Annotated in this window: 16 protein-coding genes; 2 read left to right on the top strand and 14 right to left on the bottom strand. The window is 28.1% G+C overall.

What is annotated here, in order from left to right:
• Positions 1–29: 29 nt before the first annotated feature.
• The gene (gene mutL, locus CDLVIII_RS16915; RefSeq protein WP_009170667.1) at positions 30–2018 is read right to left on the bottom strand and encodes a DNA mismatch repair endonuclease MutL; all 1989 of its coding nucleotides are present in this window, start codon (positions 2016–2018) and stop codon (positions 30–32) included.
• A gap of 382 nt (positions 2019–2400) precedes the next feature.
• Here mutL and CDLVIII_RS31405 point away from each other — a divergent pair, with 382 nt between their 5' ends.
• Entirely contained in the window at positions 2401–2562 is a 162-nt protein-coding gene (locus CDLVIII_RS31405) for a hypothetical protein (protein WP_009170666.1), read from the top strand.
• A gap of 84 nt (positions 2563–2646) precedes the next feature.
• Here the strand turns inward: CDLVIII_RS31405 and CDLVIII_RS16910 are convergent, their stop codons facing one another.
• From CDLVIII_RS16910 to CDLVIII_RS16870, 9 genes are all read right to left on the bottom strand, one after another.
• Positions 2647–3807 carry an SAM-dependent methyltransferase gene (locus tag CDLVIII_RS16910; protein ID WP_035301830.1) on the bottom strand — a complete coding sequence of 387 codons (1161 nt, stop codon included), beginning with the start codon at positions 3805–3807 and terminating at the stop codon, positions 2647–2649.
• A gap of 347 nt (positions 3808–4154) precedes the next feature.
• Positions 4155–4811 (bottom strand): leucyl/phenylalanyl-tRNA--protein transferase, encoded by a 657-nt coding sequence (aat, locus tag CDLVIII_RS16905; RefSeq protein ID WP_009170664.1) that lies wholly within the window; start codon positions 4809–4811, stop codon positions 4155–4157.
• Between the two features lie 61 nt (positions 4812–4872).
• The gene (locus CDLVIII_RS16900; protein WP_009170663.1) at positions 4873–5826 is read right to left on the bottom strand and encodes an NAD(P)-dependent oxidoreductase; all 954 of its coding nucleotides are present in this window, start codon (positions 5824–5826) and stop codon (positions 4873–4875) included.
• 29 nt (positions 5827–5855) lie between these two features.
• Complete coding sequence (gene mutS, locus CDLVIII_RS16895) at positions 5856–8603, bottom strand: DNA mismatch repair protein MutS (protein ID WP_009170662.1); 2748 nt, start codon at positions 8601–8603, stop codon at positions 5856–5858.
• A gap of 247 nt (positions 8604–8850) precedes the next feature.
• Entirely contained in the window at positions 8851–10311 is a 1461-nt protein-coding gene (locus tag CDLVIII_RS16890; protein WP_009170661.1) for an NADP-dependent glyceraldehyde-3-phosphate dehydrogenase, read from the bottom strand.
• Between the two features lie 316 nt (positions 10312–10627).
• On the bottom strand, positions 10628–11410 hold the full coding sequence (locus CDLVIII_RS16885) for a helix-turn-helix domain-containing protein (RefSeq protein ID WP_009170660.1): 783 nt from the start codon (positions 11408–11410) through the stop codon (positions 10628–10630).
• A 279-nt stretch (positions 11411–11689) separates the two neighbouring features.
• Positions 11690–12019: a protease inhibitor I42 family protein gene (locus CDLVIII_RS16880; RefSeq protein WP_009170659.1), complete on the bottom strand. Its 330-nt coding sequence runs from the start codon at positions 12017–12019 to the stop codon at positions 11690–11692.
• 444 nt (positions 12020–12463) lie between these two features.
• Entirely contained in the window at positions 12464–13465 is a 1002-nt protein-coding gene (locus CDLVIII_RS16875; protein WP_009170658.1) for an acyltransferase family protein, read from the bottom strand.
• A gap of 149 nt (positions 13466–13614) precedes the next feature.
• Positions 13615–13944: a hypothetical protein gene (locus CDLVIII_RS16870; protein WP_009170657.1), complete on the bottom strand. Its 330-nt coding sequence runs from the start codon at positions 13942–13944 to the stop codon at positions 13615–13617.
• A gap of 389 nt (positions 13945–14333) precedes the next feature.
• On the opposite strand from CDLVIII_RS16870, the gene CDLVIII_RS16865 reads away from it, so the two are divergent.
• The gene (locus tag CDLVIII_RS16865) at positions 14334–14912 is read left to right on the top strand and encodes a hypothetical protein (protein ID WP_009170656.1); all 579 of its coding nucleotides are present in this window, start codon (positions 14334–14336) and stop codon (positions 14910–14912) included.
• Positions 14913–14969: 57 nt separating this feature from the next.
• Here the strand turns inward: CDLVIII_RS16865 and fetB are convergent, their stop codons facing one another.
• The 4 genes from fetB to CDLVIII_RS16845 all read right to left on the bottom strand — a co-directional run bounded on the left by fetB (position 14970) and on the right by CDLVIII_RS16845 (position 19781).
• Positions 14970–15749, bottom strand: coding sequence for an iron export ABC transporter permease subunit FetB (fetB, locus tag CDLVIII_RS16860; RefSeq protein WP_009170655.1), 780 nt, complete (start codon positions 15747–15749; stop codon positions 14970–14972).
• Positions 15742–16377 (bottom strand): ABC transporter ATP-binding protein, encoded by a 636-nt coding sequence (locus CDLVIII_RS16855; RefSeq protein WP_009170654.1) that lies wholly within the window; start codon positions 16375–16377, stop codon positions 15742–15744. Before CDLVIII_RS16855 ends, fetB begins: the two co-directional genes overlap by 8 nt.
• Before the next feature lie 193 nt (positions 16378–16570).
• Positions 16571–18091 (bottom strand): peptidase, encoded by a 1521-nt coding sequence (locus CDLVIII_RS16850; protein ID WP_009170652.1) that lies wholly within the window; start codon positions 18089–18091, stop codon positions 16571–16573.
• Between the two features lie 310 nt (positions 18092–18401).
• Positions 18402–19781 carry a transposase family protein gene (locus CDLVIII_RS16845; protein ID WP_009170651.1) on the bottom strand — a complete coding sequence of 460 codons (1380 nt, stop codon included), beginning with the start codon at positions 19779–19781 and terminating at the stop codon, positions 18402–18404.
• Positions 19782–19924: the final 143 nt, after the last annotated feature.

Raw genomic sequence — 19924 nt, 5'->3', positions numbered from 1 at the left:
TAGAGTATTAATCAAATTATAAAAATAGTTTATATTATTCTCCTAAATTTTTTCTCAATATCTGTATTTGTAAACTTTATTATTACAGGTCTTCCGTGAGGACAATGAAAAGGATCATCTATAAATCTTAGATCTTCAATTAACTTTATCATTTCATTTACTTCTAGTTTATCATTTCCTTTAATGGCAGCTTTGCAAGCTTTGGTTGCAATTGCATTATGCTTTACCTCGCTCGTTTTTCCATTTCCTAAATTCTTCAAATTATCTAGAATATCTAAAAATAAACTCTTAGGATTAAGTTTTCCCAAAAAGTAAGGAACCTCTTTTAATGATAAAGAAGTACCACCAAATTCCTCTAGTAAAAATCCTGCCTGTTTAAATATTTCTTTATTCTCCTCAAAATAAGAATAATCATCCATACTTAAATCTATTATGCTTGGAACTATGAGAGGTTGGATAATAATAGTTCCATTCTCAATTTCTTTTAAATACTTCTCAAATAATATTTTTTCATGAGCTGCATGCTGGTCAATCATATATAATGTACCGTCGTATTCACCTAATATGTAAGTTTTATTATATTGGCCAATTATTGATATAGGCGGAAATTTAGCAATAGGTTTTTCTTCATCAATTTTACTATATTCCTTTGAGTTTAACATAACAATAGGATTGTAGTTGTCTTCTTCAGCATTATTATCCTCAGAAAATTTTTCTTCAATATCATTATTAGATTTTAAATCTACAGGTATCTCTACTCTATTTTTTCCTTCTTCATTAAAGTCTTTGTTTTCAATTGATATATTACTATCATAAGTTGAAGTTACATTATAAGCATTCATTGTTCTATCTTCATTATTAGAATAGTTATTGACTTTAAGATCCTTTCCTTGTTCCATTAATGTTTTGACTGCTGAATTTGCAACTTTAACTTTTTCTTCCTCTTCTTTTATTTTAAAAGTTATTTCTTCAAAAGTTGGTATTGGAGAATTTTTAGGTTCTTCTTCCTTAATAGCAAATGTATCAAATACTTCGCTTTTTAAAGTAGTATGAACAGCTCCAAAGATTTTTTGAAATATCATTCTTTCATCATTAAACTTAACCTCTGCCTTAGTAGGATGAATATTAACATCTACATATTCAGGATATACTTCTATGAATAATATAAAAAATGGGAACTTGTTAACTGTAGAAAAAGACTTAAACGCTTGTTCGACTGCTATGGCTAATGCTCTATTCTTTATGTATCGCTTATTTACAAACACACTTTGATTATTTCTAGATCCTCTAGCAATTTCTTCAGTTCCTACATATCCATAAACCGTAATCAAATCAGAAGCATCATTAAAATAAAGTATATTATCAGTTATAGACTTTCCATATATAGTCCTTATAACATCCTTAAGTTCTCCGTTTCCAAAAGTGTGTAGAATCTTTTTTTGATTGTTGTATAATTTAAAACTGATCTTAGGATTAGCTAGGGCAAGCCTGGTTATTATATCGCTTATTAATGAACCTTCTTTAGAGACAGACTTTAAAAATTTCTTTCTAGCAGGTACATTATAAAATAGATCACGAACCTCAAGAAGAGTACCTTTGTTAACACCACATTCCATTACTTCAGAAGCCTTTCCGCCTTCAATAAATATCTCATAACCAAATTCTTCATTTTCCTGCTTGGATTTTAAATTAACTTTTGCTACCGAAGCTATTGAAGGAAGAGCTTCTCCTCTAAAGCCCAAGGTATGTATATTATATATGTCTTCAGATCCTTTAATTTTACTTGTAGCATGGGGAAGAAAGGCTTTGGCTATATCATCTTTATAGATTCCTTCTCCGTCATCTATAATTCGAATTAAAGAGATTCCACCTTCTTCTATTTCAATTGTTATATTTTTAGAATTTGCATCAATGGAGTTTTCAACCAATTCCTTAACCACCGAAGATGGTCTTTCAACAACTTCTCCAGCTGCAATCTTGTTTGCTGTATCCTCATTTAAAATGTTAATTCTCTTCAAATTTAATTTGCCTCCTCTCAATGCATTATAATTTTTATTTAATTGTTTTATTAAACGATATAATTATTTAATTACATTGATATTATTACATAGTTTATTAACATATTCAATAATAATACCGTTTGTTACCAGTGAAGTACTAATTCTACATCAATTCCTTTTATTATTAGACACTTGTTTTATATAAATTTTAATGATAAATTGCTATTACATTTAATATGGATACATAAAGACTTATGATTTAAATTAGCAATATGGTAATAAAATTTATATAAAACAAATTAATCAAAATAGAATCTTGATTTTAAGATAATAATATTTCTAGTTATAATGGGTAAACTAATATAGTAATTTAATTATTGTAATATTAGGAGGCATTAACATGAGTAATGAAAATTCTTCTTGGAAAAGTAAAACACAGTCTGATCCTTCGTCACGTAATTATGCTAAAGAAGTAAAAAATAAAGCAAACGAAAAGAGCCCTTATGGAGAGGAAGAGCCTTCAGCTCAAACTGATTTTAAGCGCAGTCATAATAAATTCTAACTAAAATAATAACCACTCCTGACATATACGAATATTTCATATACTTAAAGGGAGTGGTTATTCATAATTCAATTTATATAGTTATTATATCAAGGTATCATTCTTTAATAAATTATATAATGTCGGATCTAAATTAAACTGCTTCATTAAATTTTTCACTTCAGTTAATGCTTTTTGTTTTTTCTCCTTAGATATATTCGCTTTTGAAGCCCTGATTAATATGTTCTTAGGAGAATGAGCTATATCTATAAATTCTAAGAGTTGAGTTTTATACCCAACACATTCTAATAGATTTGCACGCACACTATCTGTCATAAGAGCAGCAACTCTTTCTTGCACTATTCCATACCTTGTTAATATTGATAATGAATCAGTTTTCATTTGAGCATTAAATTCATGTTGACAGCATGGTACTGAAAAAATCATTTTAGTATTCCACTTTATTGCATTATATAAGGCATAATCAGTAGCAGTATCACATGCATGTAATGTAATTACCATATCAACTTTGTTATTATACTTAAAGCCATTAATATCTCCAAGTTCAAAATGCAAATTTTCATAATTATATCGTTTAGCTATATCGTTACATTTTTTTATAACATCTGCTTTTAGATCTAAGCCTATCATCTTTACATTAATTTTTTTAATCTTAACAAAATAGTAATAAAGCACAAATGTTAAATAAGATTTTCCGCATCCAAAATCTAAAATAGTTAAATCGCTATAATCATTACTCTTAATTTCATCATCGATAATTTCAACAAACCTATTTATCTGCTTATACTTATCATATTTTGAATTAACCACTTTTCCTTCTTTAGTGAAAACACCTAAATCAATAAGTGGTTCAATAATCATTCCTTCTTTTAGAATATAATTTTTCTCTTTATTATGACTCTTATTAATAAGTTTTACATTATCATCTTTTTTCTTACTTAATAAAACCTTACCTTTTTTAGATACTTTCAATTCAAAAGTGATAGAATTAGACCAAGCAGAAATCTGTTTATAATCTGATATATACATTAAAACTTTTTCTTTTAAAACATCTACATCAATATTTTCATGAAAAACTTGCTTATCTGTATATTTTTCTGTTTGATAATACTTTTTATTATTATTTTCTTTAAATACAAATGTTATCTTATTGTATTCAGCACTTTTATTAGATTTATTACTTATAACTAATTTTATAATTTCTTCTTTAGTTATTTCATCAATAGCTTTCATTAATTCTTCCATATCACTACACACCTTGCTAGTTATTTACGCATAATTATTCGAAATTTATACCTATAATAAATTTAATTGAATATATACAATAATACCATTATATACATTGAATCAATAAATGCAAATCATTTATCAATGAATTTAGGCACATGAAAATAAATACCAAGTCCAAAGTTGCCATGGATATTTTTCATCAGGCAAGAAGACAAATTGTCCTCATAGCGGGCCTATTATAAGTGAGAGTCCAAATCTTGTATTTGGTTTCTCGAACTTAGTTAAATTGCGCATGCAATTTAACCTCCTTTGATGATGGAAAATAGGCTGGCAAATGGACTTATTATTTATTTGATTGTGCCTTAATGCAAATCTATACCTTTGTTTAGCAAATCCTTAAAAACATTCCATTCTACAAATTTTCCACCCATACTCTCTAAATGCTCTGTATGCATTTGACAATCTATAAAAATGAACTTTTCTTCATTTAATTTTTCAGCTAGTTTAATAAGTGCTATCTTCGATGAATTGCTTACTTTAGAAAACATGCTTTCACCAAAGAAGCATTTTCCTACCTTCACTCCGTATAATCCGCCTACCAGTTCATCATTTAAATATGTTTCAACGCTCATAGCATAACCAAACTTAAAAAGATTTATATATGCATTTTTCATTTCATCAGTAATCCAGGTTCCCTCACCATTTGCTTCCCTAGTGAATTTGCAATTACCTATTACGCCTTCAAAATCATTGTTAAAGGTTACCTTAAATTCACCTTTTCTTATAATTTTTTTCATAGACTTTGAAATTTTAACTTCTTTAGGTATTAATATAAATCTAGGTTTAGGACACCACCAAAGTATTGGCTGACCATCATCATACCATGGAAAAATACCATTTCTATAAGCTAAAATTAATCTTGGTAAAGATAAATCTCCACCAACTGCTAAAAGCCCATCATCTTCTGAAAATTCTGGCTTAGGGAAAACAAGTTCCCTTGTCAATTTAAAGACTGGCATTAATTAATCACTTCCTTACAAACCAACTCATTTAAGCATTACAATTCTGAAAAGTTTCATTTTAAATAATATTAGTAGGCTTTCCATTAATAAATGCTTCAACATTTCCTGCTAGAAACTCTAAAAGTCTTTGTCTAGATTCAAGACATCTCCATCCAATATGTGGAGTAATAATGACATTTTTCATATCAAAAAGTGGATTATTTAATTCCGGTGGCTCTGGATCCTGAACATCAAGTGCTGCTCCAGCAATCTTTTTATCTTTTAAAGCTTGGATCAAATCAATTTCATTTATAAGTGCACCTCTAGAAGTATTTATAATGAATGCTGATGATTTCATAAGCTCTATTTTAGATTTATTAATAAGATGCCTTGTTTCAGAAGTAAGAGGACAATGTAAAGAAACAAAATCGCTCTTTTCAAGAAGTTCTTCAAGGCTTACAAATTTGATACTTGAATCTCCAAGATCCTTAACTGTTCTATTATATACTAATATATTCATTCCTAATACTTTAGCTATCTTCATCACCTGTTGTCCAATAGCTCCAGCTCCAATAATCCCAAGAGTTTTGCCTTGTATTTCAAAATGAGGAACTTGAAGACATTTAGTAAAGTTATCATAATTTTTATTTTCAATCATTCTTAGCTGATTTGCTAGTGATGAGCTTAAACTTAGCATAAACGTAATCACTAGTTGAGCAACAGCCTCAGTGCTATAACCAGGAATATTGCATACAGATATATTTCTTTCTTTAGCGGCTGCAATATCAATATTATTGTAACCTGTACCAGCTTCGCAAATTAATTTAACACAAGGCGGAAATTTTTCAATTAAATCTCTACCAATTGTCAGTTCCTTTGTAATTACAATATTTTGATCTTTTACCCTTTCTAAAATTTCTTCATTATTGCTATCTTCATATTTAGTAACTTCACCTAATTTGTTTAGAGATGAAAAATCTAATTTATTATCATAATTTATTCTACTTGAATTAAGAAATACAATATTATTCATTTTTATCCTCCCTTTAAATTAATTTTATATTAACTATTTAATTTTTTAGCTTCAGCTACTAACTTATATAAAGTATTCATTGCATCCATAGGATTTAATGTAAGTATATCAACATTACTTAATTCCTTAATTAAAGCTTCTTTCTCCATATAAGTAAAGTCTAACTGCATATTATTAGAATCTTCTTTAATTTTATTCTTTTTATGCATATTTTTTTCATTGTTAATAGATTCATTAATATCATTTATTTCTTCTTTTATATGTTCATTTGCATTTTCTGAAGATATTTCAGTCTTGTAATTACTTATTTCTTTATCTACAGCTATTTCACTTTCCTCATTCTTAGCAGCACTAACTTTATTTATATCAAAGTTGTTCTCACCTTCTAGATCAAGTAAAATTTCCTTAGCTCTATTTATTACCGCCTCTGGAAGACCTGCAAGTTTTGCAACTTCTATTCCATAAGACTCATCAGCTCCCCCCTCGACTATCTTTCTCAAGAAAATAACACTATCTTTCATTTTCTTAACTGCTACAGAATAATTCTTAACTCCAGGTAAAATTCCTTCAAGTTTCACTAGTTCATGATAATGTGTAGCAAATAATGTTTTACATCTTAAATTATTTTCTTTTGTTATATATTCAATCACTGACCAAGCAATTGAAAGTCCATCATATGTAGATGTTCCACGTCCTACTTCGTCTAATAATACTAAACTCTTAGAAGTTGCATTTTTAAGTATATTTGATACTTCCCACATTTCAACCATAAAAGTAGATTTACCACCAGCTAAATCGTCAGAAGCACCTATTCTAGTAAATACTTTGTCGCATATGGAAATGTTAGCACTTGATGCCGGTACAAAAGAACCTATCTGGGCCATTATTGTAATAAGTGCTACTTGCCTCATATATGTTGATTTACCTGCCATATTAGGACCCGTTATTAGTAATAGTTCCTTATCAGTTTGATTCAAGGTAGTATTGTTTGAAACAAATTCACCTTTCCCTATTACTTTTTCAACTACAGGATGTCTTCCATCTACAATTTCAATATATCCTTCTTCATTGATCTGTGGTTTAATATAGTCATTTTCAAGAGCTACTAAAGCTAAGGTTGATATTCCATCTAAATTAGAGATAATTCTTGCACTTTTTTTAAGTCTTGAAATCTCTTTCTCTATAGTATCTCTTATTTCAGTGAACAATCTATATTCTAAATTTATAAGTTTTTCTTCTGATCCTAGAATCTTATCTTCCATTACCTTAAGCTCTTCAGTAATATATCTTTCAGCATTTGCTAAAGTCTGTTTTCTTACATATCTTCCTTCAGGAATAGAACTATAATTTGATTTTGATATTTCTATATAATAACCAAATACTTTGTTATAACCAACTTTTAAAGATTTAATTCCTGTAAACTCTCTTTCCTGATTTTCAAGAGCTGCAATCCATTCTTTTCCGTGAAGCTTTGATTGTCTCAATTCATCAACTTCAGAATTATATCCATCTTTTATTATGTTTCCTTCTTTTATGCTTAAAGATGGTTCTTCTTTAATTGATAAATCTAATAAATCCTTAATATCTATAAGCTCATCTAAATCTTCATAATATTCTTTTAAAAGCTCAGAATCAGCATTTCTTAAAAGTCCTTTTATTGTTGGTATTTTTTCTAGAGATGCTTTTAAAGATAACATATCTTTTGCATTTACATTTTTATTAGAAATTTTCCCTACAATTCTTTCTATATCATAGATTTCCTTTAAGGCATTTCTTAAATCTTCATTAAAGCTAATAGAACTAAATGCTTCATTGACCCCGTTCAATCTTTTTTCAATTTCTGATTTAATAATTAAAGGTTCTTCTATCCATTTTCTAATGGTTCTTCCACCCATGGATGTAGCACTTTTATCTAGAACCCATAAAAGAGATCCCTTTTTACTTTTTTCTCTTATACTTTCTGTTAACTCTAAGTTTCTTCTTGAATTACCATCAATAGTCATATAATTTACTATTTCATATTGTTCTAGCAAGTTGATATTTGTTAAACTCATTTTTTGAGTTTCATATATGTATTTAAGTAGTACTCTGCTTGTTAATTCTCTTTCAGAAGTTAAACTTGATACTTCCATATCAGAGAATTGATCTATAAGTTCTTCCCTAGAAACGTAAAATTCATTAAAATTCTTTTTAGATATAAGTGCAGAAGTTATTCCCTTTATATCATTAATAAGAGCCTCATTTAAACTTTCATCTACTAATATTTCCTTTGGTGATACCTTTGATATTTCATCTAATAAACTAATCTTTATATTCTCAAAAGAAGTTGTTTTAAATTCACCAGTACTTATATCTGAAACAGCAATACCTATTTTGTCGTTATCCTCATATATAGCCATCAAATAAGTATTGTCATTTTCTGTTCCACTATTATTATCTACGAAAGTTCCGGGTGTAATTACCTTTACAACACCTCTTTTAACTATACCTTTAGCTTCCTTTGGATCCTCAAGCTGCTCACAGATTGCTACTTTATAACCCTTACTAATTAATCTTGGGATATAAGCAGCTGCTGCATGATGTGGAATTCCACACATTGGCGCTCTTTCTTCAAGCCCACAATTCTTCCCTGTAAGAACTAATTCAAGCTCTCTAGATACAATAACTGCATCTTCAAAGAACATTTCATAGAAATCTCCCAATCTATAAAACAGAATACAATCATTGTATTCTTCCTTTGTTCTCATATATTCAACCATCATCGGCGTTAAAGCCATAAGTAAATTCCTCCTTCAAAGTGTTAATCTTTTATGTATGTAAAGCGCATGAAATTGATTATGCCTAAATACAACATCTCGTATAAATTCCATTATACACCTAAAAATCCCTAAGAATAATTATAACAATTATCTTAGGGATTTTCATTAATATTTATATTTTAAATTATCTATATCTTCATATCAGACATACAAAAAGAAAAAATGATTACCACATACAACAACTTACTATATTTCTTCATATGCCTTATCTTACTAAATTTATTACTGTTGCTTTAGGTCTTGACATAGACTCTATTGAATACCTTATTCCTTGAGTTCCTATACCAGAAGATTTCACGCCAAGGAATGGAAAATGATCTGGGCCTCTTTCTGTTTTATTATTTACCTGTACTGTTCCGACCTCTAATTTGTCAGCCACATAAAAAGCATCATCGATATTTTCTGTAAATACAGCACTTTGAAGACCATATTCTGATCTATTTGCAATTTCTATAGCTTCATCTTTATCTTTAACCCTTAAAATTGGAAGTACTGGTCCAAAAGGCTCTTCCCATGCAATTCGCATATCTGTAGTAACATTATCAAATAAAGTTGGATAAATTAAATTTCCATCTCTATTTCCTCCGACTACTAACTCTGCACCTTTATTTTTTGCATCCTCGATTAACTCCATAACATAATCAGCAGATTTAGTACTGATAAGTGGAACTATATCAACATCTTTTTCTAATGGATTACCAGCTGTAAGCTTAGCCATTTTTTCTTTTACCTTAGCAACTAACTTGTCTGCAACTTTGTCAACTACTAAAATTCTTTTAACGGCTGTACACCTTTGACCTGAATATGAGTAACCTCCTGCAACTATATTATTTGCTGCAAGGTCTAAATCTGCATCTTCTAAAACTATAGCAGCATCCTTGCCACCCAATTCCATAAGTAGCGGAACCATACTTGTTATTTTAGAAATCCTAGTGCCTACTTCTGTACTTCCAGTGAAGTTAATGAAATTTATACCTTCATGTGTTACAACATAATCACCTATTTCACTGCCTCGTCCTGTTATTGTGTTTAATACTCCATTAGGCACGCCAGCTTCTTGAAATACCTTAGCTAAGTATAAACCACACAAACTACCTTGAGTTGCTGGTTTTAAAACAACAGAATTACCTACAATTATTCCTGGTGCAATTTTTGACGCTGATAAATTTATTGGATAATTAAATGGAGATATTGCAAGTACAACTCCAAGAGGTTCTCTGCTTACAACTGAAATTTTATTTCTCTTAAATCCTGGGAAAGTATCACCTGGAATGCTCTCTCCAGATATATTTTTAGCTGTATCAGCTGTAAATCTAATAAAATCTGCTGTTCTTAAAACTTCTGATTTAGCACTTTTTCTATCTTTTCCAATTTCTCTTATCATTATCTCAACTATTTCTTCAGATTTTTCTACTAAAATATCAGCTGCCTTATATAAAATTTCTGCTCTTTCACTCATAGGAACCTTACTCCATTTTTTTTGAGCTTCTTTTGCTATATTAATCACATTATCTACTTCTTCTTTTGACATTGTAGGAACACTTCCTATCAATGAATTATCAAGTGGAGAATATATCTCTATGGATTTGTTATCTTTACTGCCAACCCATTCTCCATTTATTAAGTTTTTAAAATTATTGTTTTCGCATTTTATACAATTAAACATTATATCACCTCTTCCGAATTAATTTTATTATTAATTAAGATTAATTATTATATAGTATATATTACTCCTTTTGGTATTATAATTCAATTATTTTTATATTAAAATTTTTTATTTGTTTAATTTAAATAGTATCTTAGTTTAACAATAATTCAATCAAAACATTACACCATATTAGTATATTATCAATGTTGATTTCTATTCATGGGATTTAAATATAATATCTCTAGAGAAATTTAGTGTCATATATAAAAAATAGCAGAAATATCGTATTCTCTAATTTCCTGCTATTTTATGATCACTCTCAATTATCAGTATTTTATTTAGTTATAGATTTCAAATCATTTATCAATCTATCAATCCATTCTGGAGATAAATTTCTTCTGCTACGGAATGCTTCAATATATAAAAAATATTCATCTTCATTACATATTACCTGTCTTATTTTATTATTTCTACTCTTCTTTATAATTATCTTTTGATTCCCTCTCAATGCCCTTAAACCTTTTATAAATACATCCTTTATATATTGATATTTAATTTCAAGGTCTTTAGCTTTCGCATTAATATTGGGTCCACTGTAGTAGGCTAACTCTGCATATTCCAAGTATGCTTTAGTTAAATACAAAGTTTCAAAATCATCATATATTACATATGCATTTTCTTCATCTTTTATTGAACCAAATACCCTTTCCATAGCAGAATAAGTTGTAATCCATACGTCGCCGGCCTGTTTTATCTCATTTTGCTCAAATTTTCCTCTTTCAATGGCTTTTCTAATAGTAGACCCATTAGCTAATCCCCATTTCTTCGCTGCTTCAGATAAAGTCATTACACAATCTAATTCATTGCTAGCTTTAATATCTTTTTCCGCAAACAAAGCTCTTATATCAGATTTTCCTAATTCACCATTAAAAATTTTAAGTTCTTTTCCATATTGATCAAATTGGGTAGATATGACTAAAATATTTTGGTTTTTATACAGCAAATCATAAATATCATCAATATCATAAATTGGATTCTGCTGCTCTTTATCTTCAACATTATATATTGTTGCTGGATAGAGTCTTCTATTTTCTGATGTAATAATAGTGATACTCATAAATCAATCACCTCTTCTATAATTCTGTCACTATTAGGTGACAGCTTTATTATAAACCTTAGTAGTTATACTTGACAATTTCAAATCAATTAAACATAAAAATTTAAGTGACGCATTTATGGCGGATATAAATATCGCTAAACTGTGCGGCTCAGATGGGGTTATCTTTAACTCCTATGTATTTTTCCTTTAACTTTATAAAACTCCAAAATAGGAGTTTTATTAGAATACATAAAAAGAGGCTATATCAAATTTATTATGATATAGCCTCTCCCATTATTAGCAATTAGCGATTTCTGGAATAACAAGTACACTTACTGCTAGTGAATCAGCAATTGTACTATCAGGTGCTACCTGTACAAATACTAATTTGTACGAAGCTGTTTCTGGGTAAAGTGCTTTGAATTTAAATAAAGCTGTTCCTGGACTACCAATTGCATCACTATCTGGTATCCATTGCTTACTTATAAACTGTATATTATCAGGAAGGTTCCACACAAGTTCCCAATGGTATCCTGTGGATCCTTCGCTTACTGAATGAATTTTAACACAAAAATTTTTGCTTGCCTCAACAGTTATGCTTTCTGGAGTAATTAATGAATTTGCCATAATACATTCACACTCCTGATTAATATCAATTTTATTCTAATATTCTTGTAGGTTTAATATTACATTAATAGAGATAAAATTATTACAAATCTCTATAATATAAAATATGTCTAGTAGTATAATAATGTTCATATATTTTTATTTTTATGGAACATATTGTATATGTTGCAATTAGTTTTCTACATTTTATATTCTGGTATTTACTTAGCTTGCAAATGTTTTAAATGTAATTTTATTATTGCAATATATATATTAAATTTTCTTTGTTCTCCACTTGTTGATTTTATAATTTAATTGCAATATATCTTGACTATATATAACCTGCTGTTAAATGATGCATGCCAAATTCTTTAATTAAAGAATCTGGCATAGTATTTTTGTGCAACTAAATCCAATGTTTTCTGCTTGTCCTAAATAAAGTTGGAATTTAAAATTCTTTTATCATTATTTAACTAAGTCTCTTGTTATGCTTAAGCTCCACATTAATCTTATGGTTAAGAGAGAAAGAGCAAAAATTATTATTACATATAAAAATATATCTATAAATAGAACACCAGTTAAAGCATAGTGAGTATTATACATTATGCCGTGAACAAACATATCGTGAATAACGTAAATGCCTAAAGTATATTTACTTATATCAGCTAATCTGTATCTTTCTAATCTTAAATTACTAAAGTATAAATATAAATATATTGCAGACAATGTGCCTAATGGATTAGACGAAAGGTGAAAACACTGCCAAAGCATATTGCCATTTGCTTGGAATAATAACGCACAACCTCCTCGCATCATGGAAAGTATTATATAAATGCAAATAAGAATATTAGGATTAAACTTTGGTTTATAATCTTTTAAAGTGTATCCAGTTATGAAATAACCAAGATAGTCAACAAAATAAAATATTGGTATATATTTGAATTGGAACATCCCCTGGGCCATTTCACTTATCATTGCAAAAACAAGCAATATATACCCTAGATTTCTAAATACTTTAGCTGAAAATTTATTTTTTATTTTATATAATATAGGAGTTATAGCGTATAAACCAATTATCATATAAAAAAACCAAAGATGTTCGTAAGGATTCCCATGTAAAGTATCTTTAATATAAGATGTAATAGTTGCACTTTTTTCAATAAATATTCTATATAAGCCATAAATAATAATACTAAAAATAAAAGGAAGTAAAACTCTAGACATTCTCTTTTTATAAAAACTAATTACACTCTTTCCCTCCCAATTACTTAAAAGGTATCTACCACTTATTAATACAAAAACAGGAACAGCAACTCTTGTAAAAAGCTGAATCGAAGATGAAATGCTAAAAGCAGCATTAAAAACATTACTATTAGCTGTAAGAATTGGTGAACAAACGTGTACAGAAATAACAAACAGCGCAGCTAATGTTCGTAAGGAATTCATATTTTTTTCTATTTCTTTCATAATTATTCCCCCTAAACTTAATCAAAGATTTCTAAATCTATAAGAAATTATTATTTTACAGTAGATAATTTTAAATTGTTTCTAGTCTAATTTTAAATAACTAAAATGTTTTGAACACTCCACTTATTTTATCTATTTTGCTCTCATTATTATTTTAGAAGTCTTTGACAATCTACTGGGTTATTAGGTCTACACACTGTATACTTATACCCCTCAAATACACTATCATTCACTACAGGTAAAATACTAACTGCAAGAGCAGCTGCTCCTGGAATCTGCATTATTGCTTTCATTATAAGCATATATTCCATAACTGTAGATTTATCTATATCTCTTGTCATGTCTTCGATTTTAGAATCAAAATACATTCTCATGCCTTCAGTCTTTACATGCTTAAATAGTTTCACGCCATTATATTCTAAAGACTCAATATTTTTTATTATATCCTCCTGCCTCCACACACAGTTTACTAATACCATAATAACCCTCCTCATATATTATTTTTATCTTAACAAATCATTTTATTTTGTAAGATAATAATAGTAAATTTCACGTCTTAGTCACTTTATATAATATGTTTGTCACTAAGTAGTGATAATTATATTATATGCTTGAGTGCTTATATTTTCTAATTCAAATTTACCTAAATATAAGCTTTAACTTGTCCTTCTGACTTATTAAAGTGGAATTTTCCTAGTTTCACTAATTATTTCTTCTATTTATTCACTATATCGTGACCAAGTATTTTGAATCCTAAATTAAACTAATTAAGCTTGAGTTAGATTTTATTCTTTAAAATCTAACTCAAGCTTAATTAGTTTTTAATATTTATTAGATATAATTAATATTAAAAGGAGTGATAGTTAAAATGAAAAAATTAAATATTTGTATTGATATTGATGGAACTATAACAAATCCATATTATTGGCTTAGCTACGCAAATAAATATTTTAATTTAAATATTTCAGAAGAAGAAGTTACGAGCTATGAAATTGCAAAGGTTCTAAATGTTGAAATTTCTGATTATCTAAGATTTTATGATGAGCTTAAATTCGAAATGCACAGTGAAGAGGAACTGAGAGAAGAGGTTAAGGATATATTAGATATTCTTTATGAACAAAATTATATTCACTTTGTAACTGCTAGGGAAAAATCATTAGAGTTATTGACCAATCGTTATTTAAAGCAGCATAATATTCCATTTGACGATGTATTTGTTTTAGGTGATACAAATAAAACCCCAACAGCAATATTTTTAGATTGCGATATTTTTATAGAAGATAGTTATGATAATGCTATTCAATTATCAAAGAATGGTTTTAAAGTTTTATTAATAGATACCAATTACAATAGATTGCCATTAAATGATAATATTATAAGAGTTTATGACTGGAATGATATATTAGAAATAATAAACAAAATATCAAAAGAAAAAGAAGTTATTTAATTCTCTAATCAAAAACTTCTTCTCCTCATTATATAAAATTATAATTTTGTAAATTTCTTATCTTAATCTACTATCCTTAGTAAAAAAAGTTCTATATCCAAGTGTTACAAATATGACGGTAGATACTGCTGTACTCCCCAAGATAGCAAGCATAATACCTATTTGATATTTAATTGCTGTTATTGGAAAAGTTCCAGAAAGTATTTGACCTGTCATCATTCCTGGAAGTGACACAATCCCCATAGTAAGCATGTTATTCATAGTTGGCAGAATTGCTGTATCAAAAGCATTGTTGACTATTTCCTTTGCTGCATCTGCAGGACTAGCTCCGAGCATTAAGGAATTTTCTATTTCAATTCTTTTATCTTCAAATGAACTGCAAAGTTTATTTGCTCCTAAAGCAATTCCTGTCATACTATTTCCAATTATCATTCCTGAAATAGGTATAAAATATTGTGGATTAAACCATGGTCTAACATTTAATACAATTACAATAAAAAAAACTGCAGTTAAAAGTGCTCCAAAAGTCATTGAAAAAGAAATTATCCTTTTTAATTCTTTTGACATTGGATATTTTACTCTATTTATTGAATTATAAATTGCAAAGGAAATCATTATTGCTATCATTATGGAAGTCAGCCACCAGCTTGGATTTTTAAATACAAACATTAAGATATAGCCCATTATTGTAAGCTGTATTGTCATTCTTGTAGAAGCAATTAATATTTGTCTTTCCCGTTTAATTCCTCTAGATTTAAATATGATAAGCATTATAAGTACAAATACATAAGCTATAGAAAGCTGCAAAACTGAAAGGTTCATTACACTGTTATTCATCATATGCCTCCGTAACTTTTCCATTTTCAATTCTTATTATTGAATCTGGAAACTTTTCTGCAATCTGCTCAGAATGTGTAACCATGATTAGTTCCTTGTTATTTTCCAAAACAAATTTCGAAAAGTTTTCTATTATAAACTCCTCAGTTTCTTTATCAAGTGCTGCAGAAGGTTCATCTAATAAATATGTATCTGCATCCATAAGCATTACCCTTGCAAGACATAATCTCTGCTTTTCTCCTCCTGAAAGATTTCCACATCCATCAGATAATTTTTTATTAAGTTCAACTCTTTTTAATGCTTCTTCCATTTTTATTTTTGATGCAGGAAGCTTTTGAGAAAATTCTAATCCAATTTGAAGATTATCTTCAATTGAACCGCTGTAAATAACAGGTGTCTGTCCAAGCATTACCACATTACGTCGCAATTTTACAGTGTCAATTTTAGAAATATCCTTATCATTATACTGAATTACGCCTTCTTCTGGAACATTTAAACAGTTTAACATCTTAAGTAAAGTTGTCTTCCCACTGCCAGATGAACCAACTATGCAGGTGATAGGCTTATTAATCTTTAAGAATGAAATACCTAAAATATCTTTAAATTTTATATTTCTTATTTCAAACATAGCATATTCTCACTTTCTAAAAATTTTCTTTTAATTTAGCTCTAGCAATAAATATATTTATATAATAAATATTATAAAACCCTGTAATAATTATAACAATTATTACAGGGCCTTTCATTAAGACTATGTAAAGAAAAGAACAAATCATAAATATGTACTCTTTTCTTAATTCCTTCTATATGGGTCATAAACTCTAGGAATTTTTAACAAGGCCTATAGCAACACCAAGAAAACTAAATTGCTGATCTTCAATAATTATTGGATCATACTTTTCATTTTCAGGCATAAGAGTAATCTTCCCATTAATTATCTTATATGTTTTTAGAGTAGCCTCTCCTTCAATGTCAACTGCAACTATATCTTTTACATTCGGGTAACTTTGGTTACTTATTATAACATAATCACCATCATTTATGTTCTTATTTATCATAGAGTCCCCTTTTACTTTAAGCATAAATGTACCTTTTGTGTTTTTTATCCATTCTTTTGGTAAATAGTAATTTTCATCAACCTCATCATTTATGAGTATTGGATTACCTGCTGCTATTTCATTAAATAAAGGTATACTTATTACATCCTCTACCTTTTCATCTATTCCATTAGCTTCGATATAAATCTCATCTATGTTTCCCGAATCTTTTATAAATCTATGTGACACATTGTGCTTTAAATCTATATACTCTATAGTATCTAATACAAAAGATTTGTTAGAAGAAGTATTTTTTTTCAAATTATCATGATTCATTTCTTTCGCAATAATTTTATTTTCATTGGATTTTTCTGCAAAAGTTCTTTTTAAAGAAATGCTTTTACCTTTCATATCGTATCCTAAACTAGCAAATGATCTTCCCTTTGTAATCCATGCGTTTAATGTCATATTTGAATCAGTATTAAGTGTAAAATTTAAACTTGAATAAACTTTATCATTATAAAGTGCTTTTAAAAATTCTAACTGCACCCTAGTTAATTTTTCACAATCATCAATAACTATATGAGTGTACTTTTTAGTTTGCATTCCTTGTGCACTTTCTAAAGCCAATAGAGCCATATCCTGTAAGTCTACTTTGTTTAACATTCCTAATTTTTTGTTATACTCATCCAACACTTCATATATAGCTTGTCTTTGCTTAGAATTCTTTCTTAAAATTCTAGCGTCATTATTTAACCTGTTAATTCGGCCAATTCTATTTGCAGTCTGATAATCATTAATATTTAAATAAGAACATGACTTAATCCAAGCAATTTCTTCTTTTACAAATTCAATATTTTCATAATCCAATAAATCAAATTTGTTTTTTTCATATTTCTTTTTGATAATTTCCATGGAATCTTTTAATTGTTTTTCACATTCCTCAGCAGATGCCATGGTAATTTCGATACTATTATCCTTTTTATATTTATTAAAATAATATATTATTAATGATTCAATAGTCCTAATTTCCAACTTATCACTATTATCTTCATCAAAAAAACTATTTTGATGATATTTTTCACTTTCAATATTATCGTAAATATATGAAATATGCCTCAAGTGCTGCTCATCATAAGCTGCTATTAATATTTTATCATTCTTCTCTATGCAATAATGATTAAGAAGCATTGGGATCTTATTTATAATTATAGTAGTTTTTCCTGTCAGCTTTTCACCTTTTATTAATAGATGCCCGTGAGGCTTATAATTGATTATTTTTTTCTGTTCTTTATTAAACTCCATTTTCATCACACCTCATCCTTAGCATTATACATAAATTTGTTGCATTTATCATTTAAATTATACCTGTAATTATACTATATTGTTTTAGCAACTGTAAAGCTATAGTAAAGCAGCGTTAAAGATTAAATTTATTTATGTCGTCCAAATTCTCTTAAAATCCCTTATTTATTTTCAGAAAATTAAGAAAATATATTTCCATCAATTTTTGAAAAAACGCCGTACTAGTTGCGTTGCAACTACGCAAAAAAAATTTAATTAATTTGTTCCATAGTCTTTAAATTTATCACAACCTTTGTTAAAATAATATTTGTTATAAATCGTGTATTTTTATATGCTGATTTAACTGTGATATATCTTCAGATGTTAGAGTGTCTGTTCGAAAGGATTCTAGCATTCTTGAAGATATTTCTTTTATCCCAATTTTTAATTCTTTTAGTGCTGCGCTACCGTTTTCTAGTAGTTGTCTTAATATATCTGAAATCTGAACTAATAAATAATGATTTTTCATGGCCTGATAATATAAACAACACGCATGCTCAATATCATATCTTATATTCTTTTGGTTGTTGAATCCTTCATTTTCTATTTTCCATCTGCTTCTACCAGCGACTACAATTTTAAAAGCATTTCGTTTAGTAACTTGTATATTCGTAACAAAAACAAAGTTTTTGGACGTTTCTTCTTTTGTGCTTTTATCTTTAGATTTCTTGCGAATGTTTTCAGTGAAATCTACTATATTAACAGAGCTATTTTTATATGAAACTTCATTTATATAAGTTAACTTTTGATGTATCTCGTGACTTTTAAAAGTTAAATTAGAGGTGTTTTCATTATTCTCAATATATTTTATGGTTTGAATTTCTTCCCAAAGTGTTTTTGCTCTTCCTTCTTTAAATCTAAAAATAAATTTCCACTTATACTCAGTACATAATTTATAAATTGGTTCACATGCATAAAGACTATCACCTAAAATGCAGATATTAAGCTTTCTAAACTTATATTTCAATTTTTTCATAAGTCTTCTAGCTGCATTTATTTCACAATCTTGTTTGCTAACGCTTTCGTTCTCATTTTCTACAAATTCAGTTAATATACTAAATGTCATATTTCCTAAAATAAGCTTAGCTTCTAATACCGTGTGATAATAAGTTATTCTTTCTATTTCACCAGTATCTTTATTCTTGTGTTCTTTCCTTAAACAATGTTCACAATGTTTTTCCTTAAAGGAAAATAATTGTGAACCATCAATAGCAATGCACCAATGCTTATCTAATAATCGATATTTCTCCAACGACCTTTTTTTGAAAAGCTCTCGTATCATATAATCTCTAATTTTTTCTAATTCAGATACGTCTAATTTTCTCAAAAAGTCATTTATAGTATCATAGTGTGGTATGTCTTCTAACGAGTCATATCCTAATGATTTAGCTATATTATCTATTGCTAAATCATTGTTAAAATCATTTGTCATTCTATTCATGCTAACAATTCCAGAAACATTTTTCATAATAACTACAAACAGTATTATTTCTGGATTATAAGTTATATAACTTTGATTTCTTTTATCTTTCACATTGGCTAATTTCCTATTAAAATCTCTAAAAAAATGCTTTTTTATTTTTGAAAATTCTCCGAAAAAATTTATTTCTTTTTCCATTTCTCTTTTTTGTTTTCTTGTTCTTCTATTCATAACTTTCCCCGCAAACGTAGTAATTTAGGCACTTTTCTTAATTATATTTTATCATAATTCATTACATTTTTGGAGTTTATTTACTCGAAATTAATTCAATCTTTAGAGCTGATAGTAAAGTATTCTAATTAGAATTTTCTATT

It is taken from the genome of Clostridium sp. DL-VIII (genome assembly GCF_000230835.1).
Classification (GTDB): Bacteria; Bacillota; Clostridia; order Clostridiales; family Clostridiaceae; genus Clostridium.
Note: the sequence above shows the minus strand (reverse complement) of the source record. Positions and strands in the feature narration are given on the sequence as shown.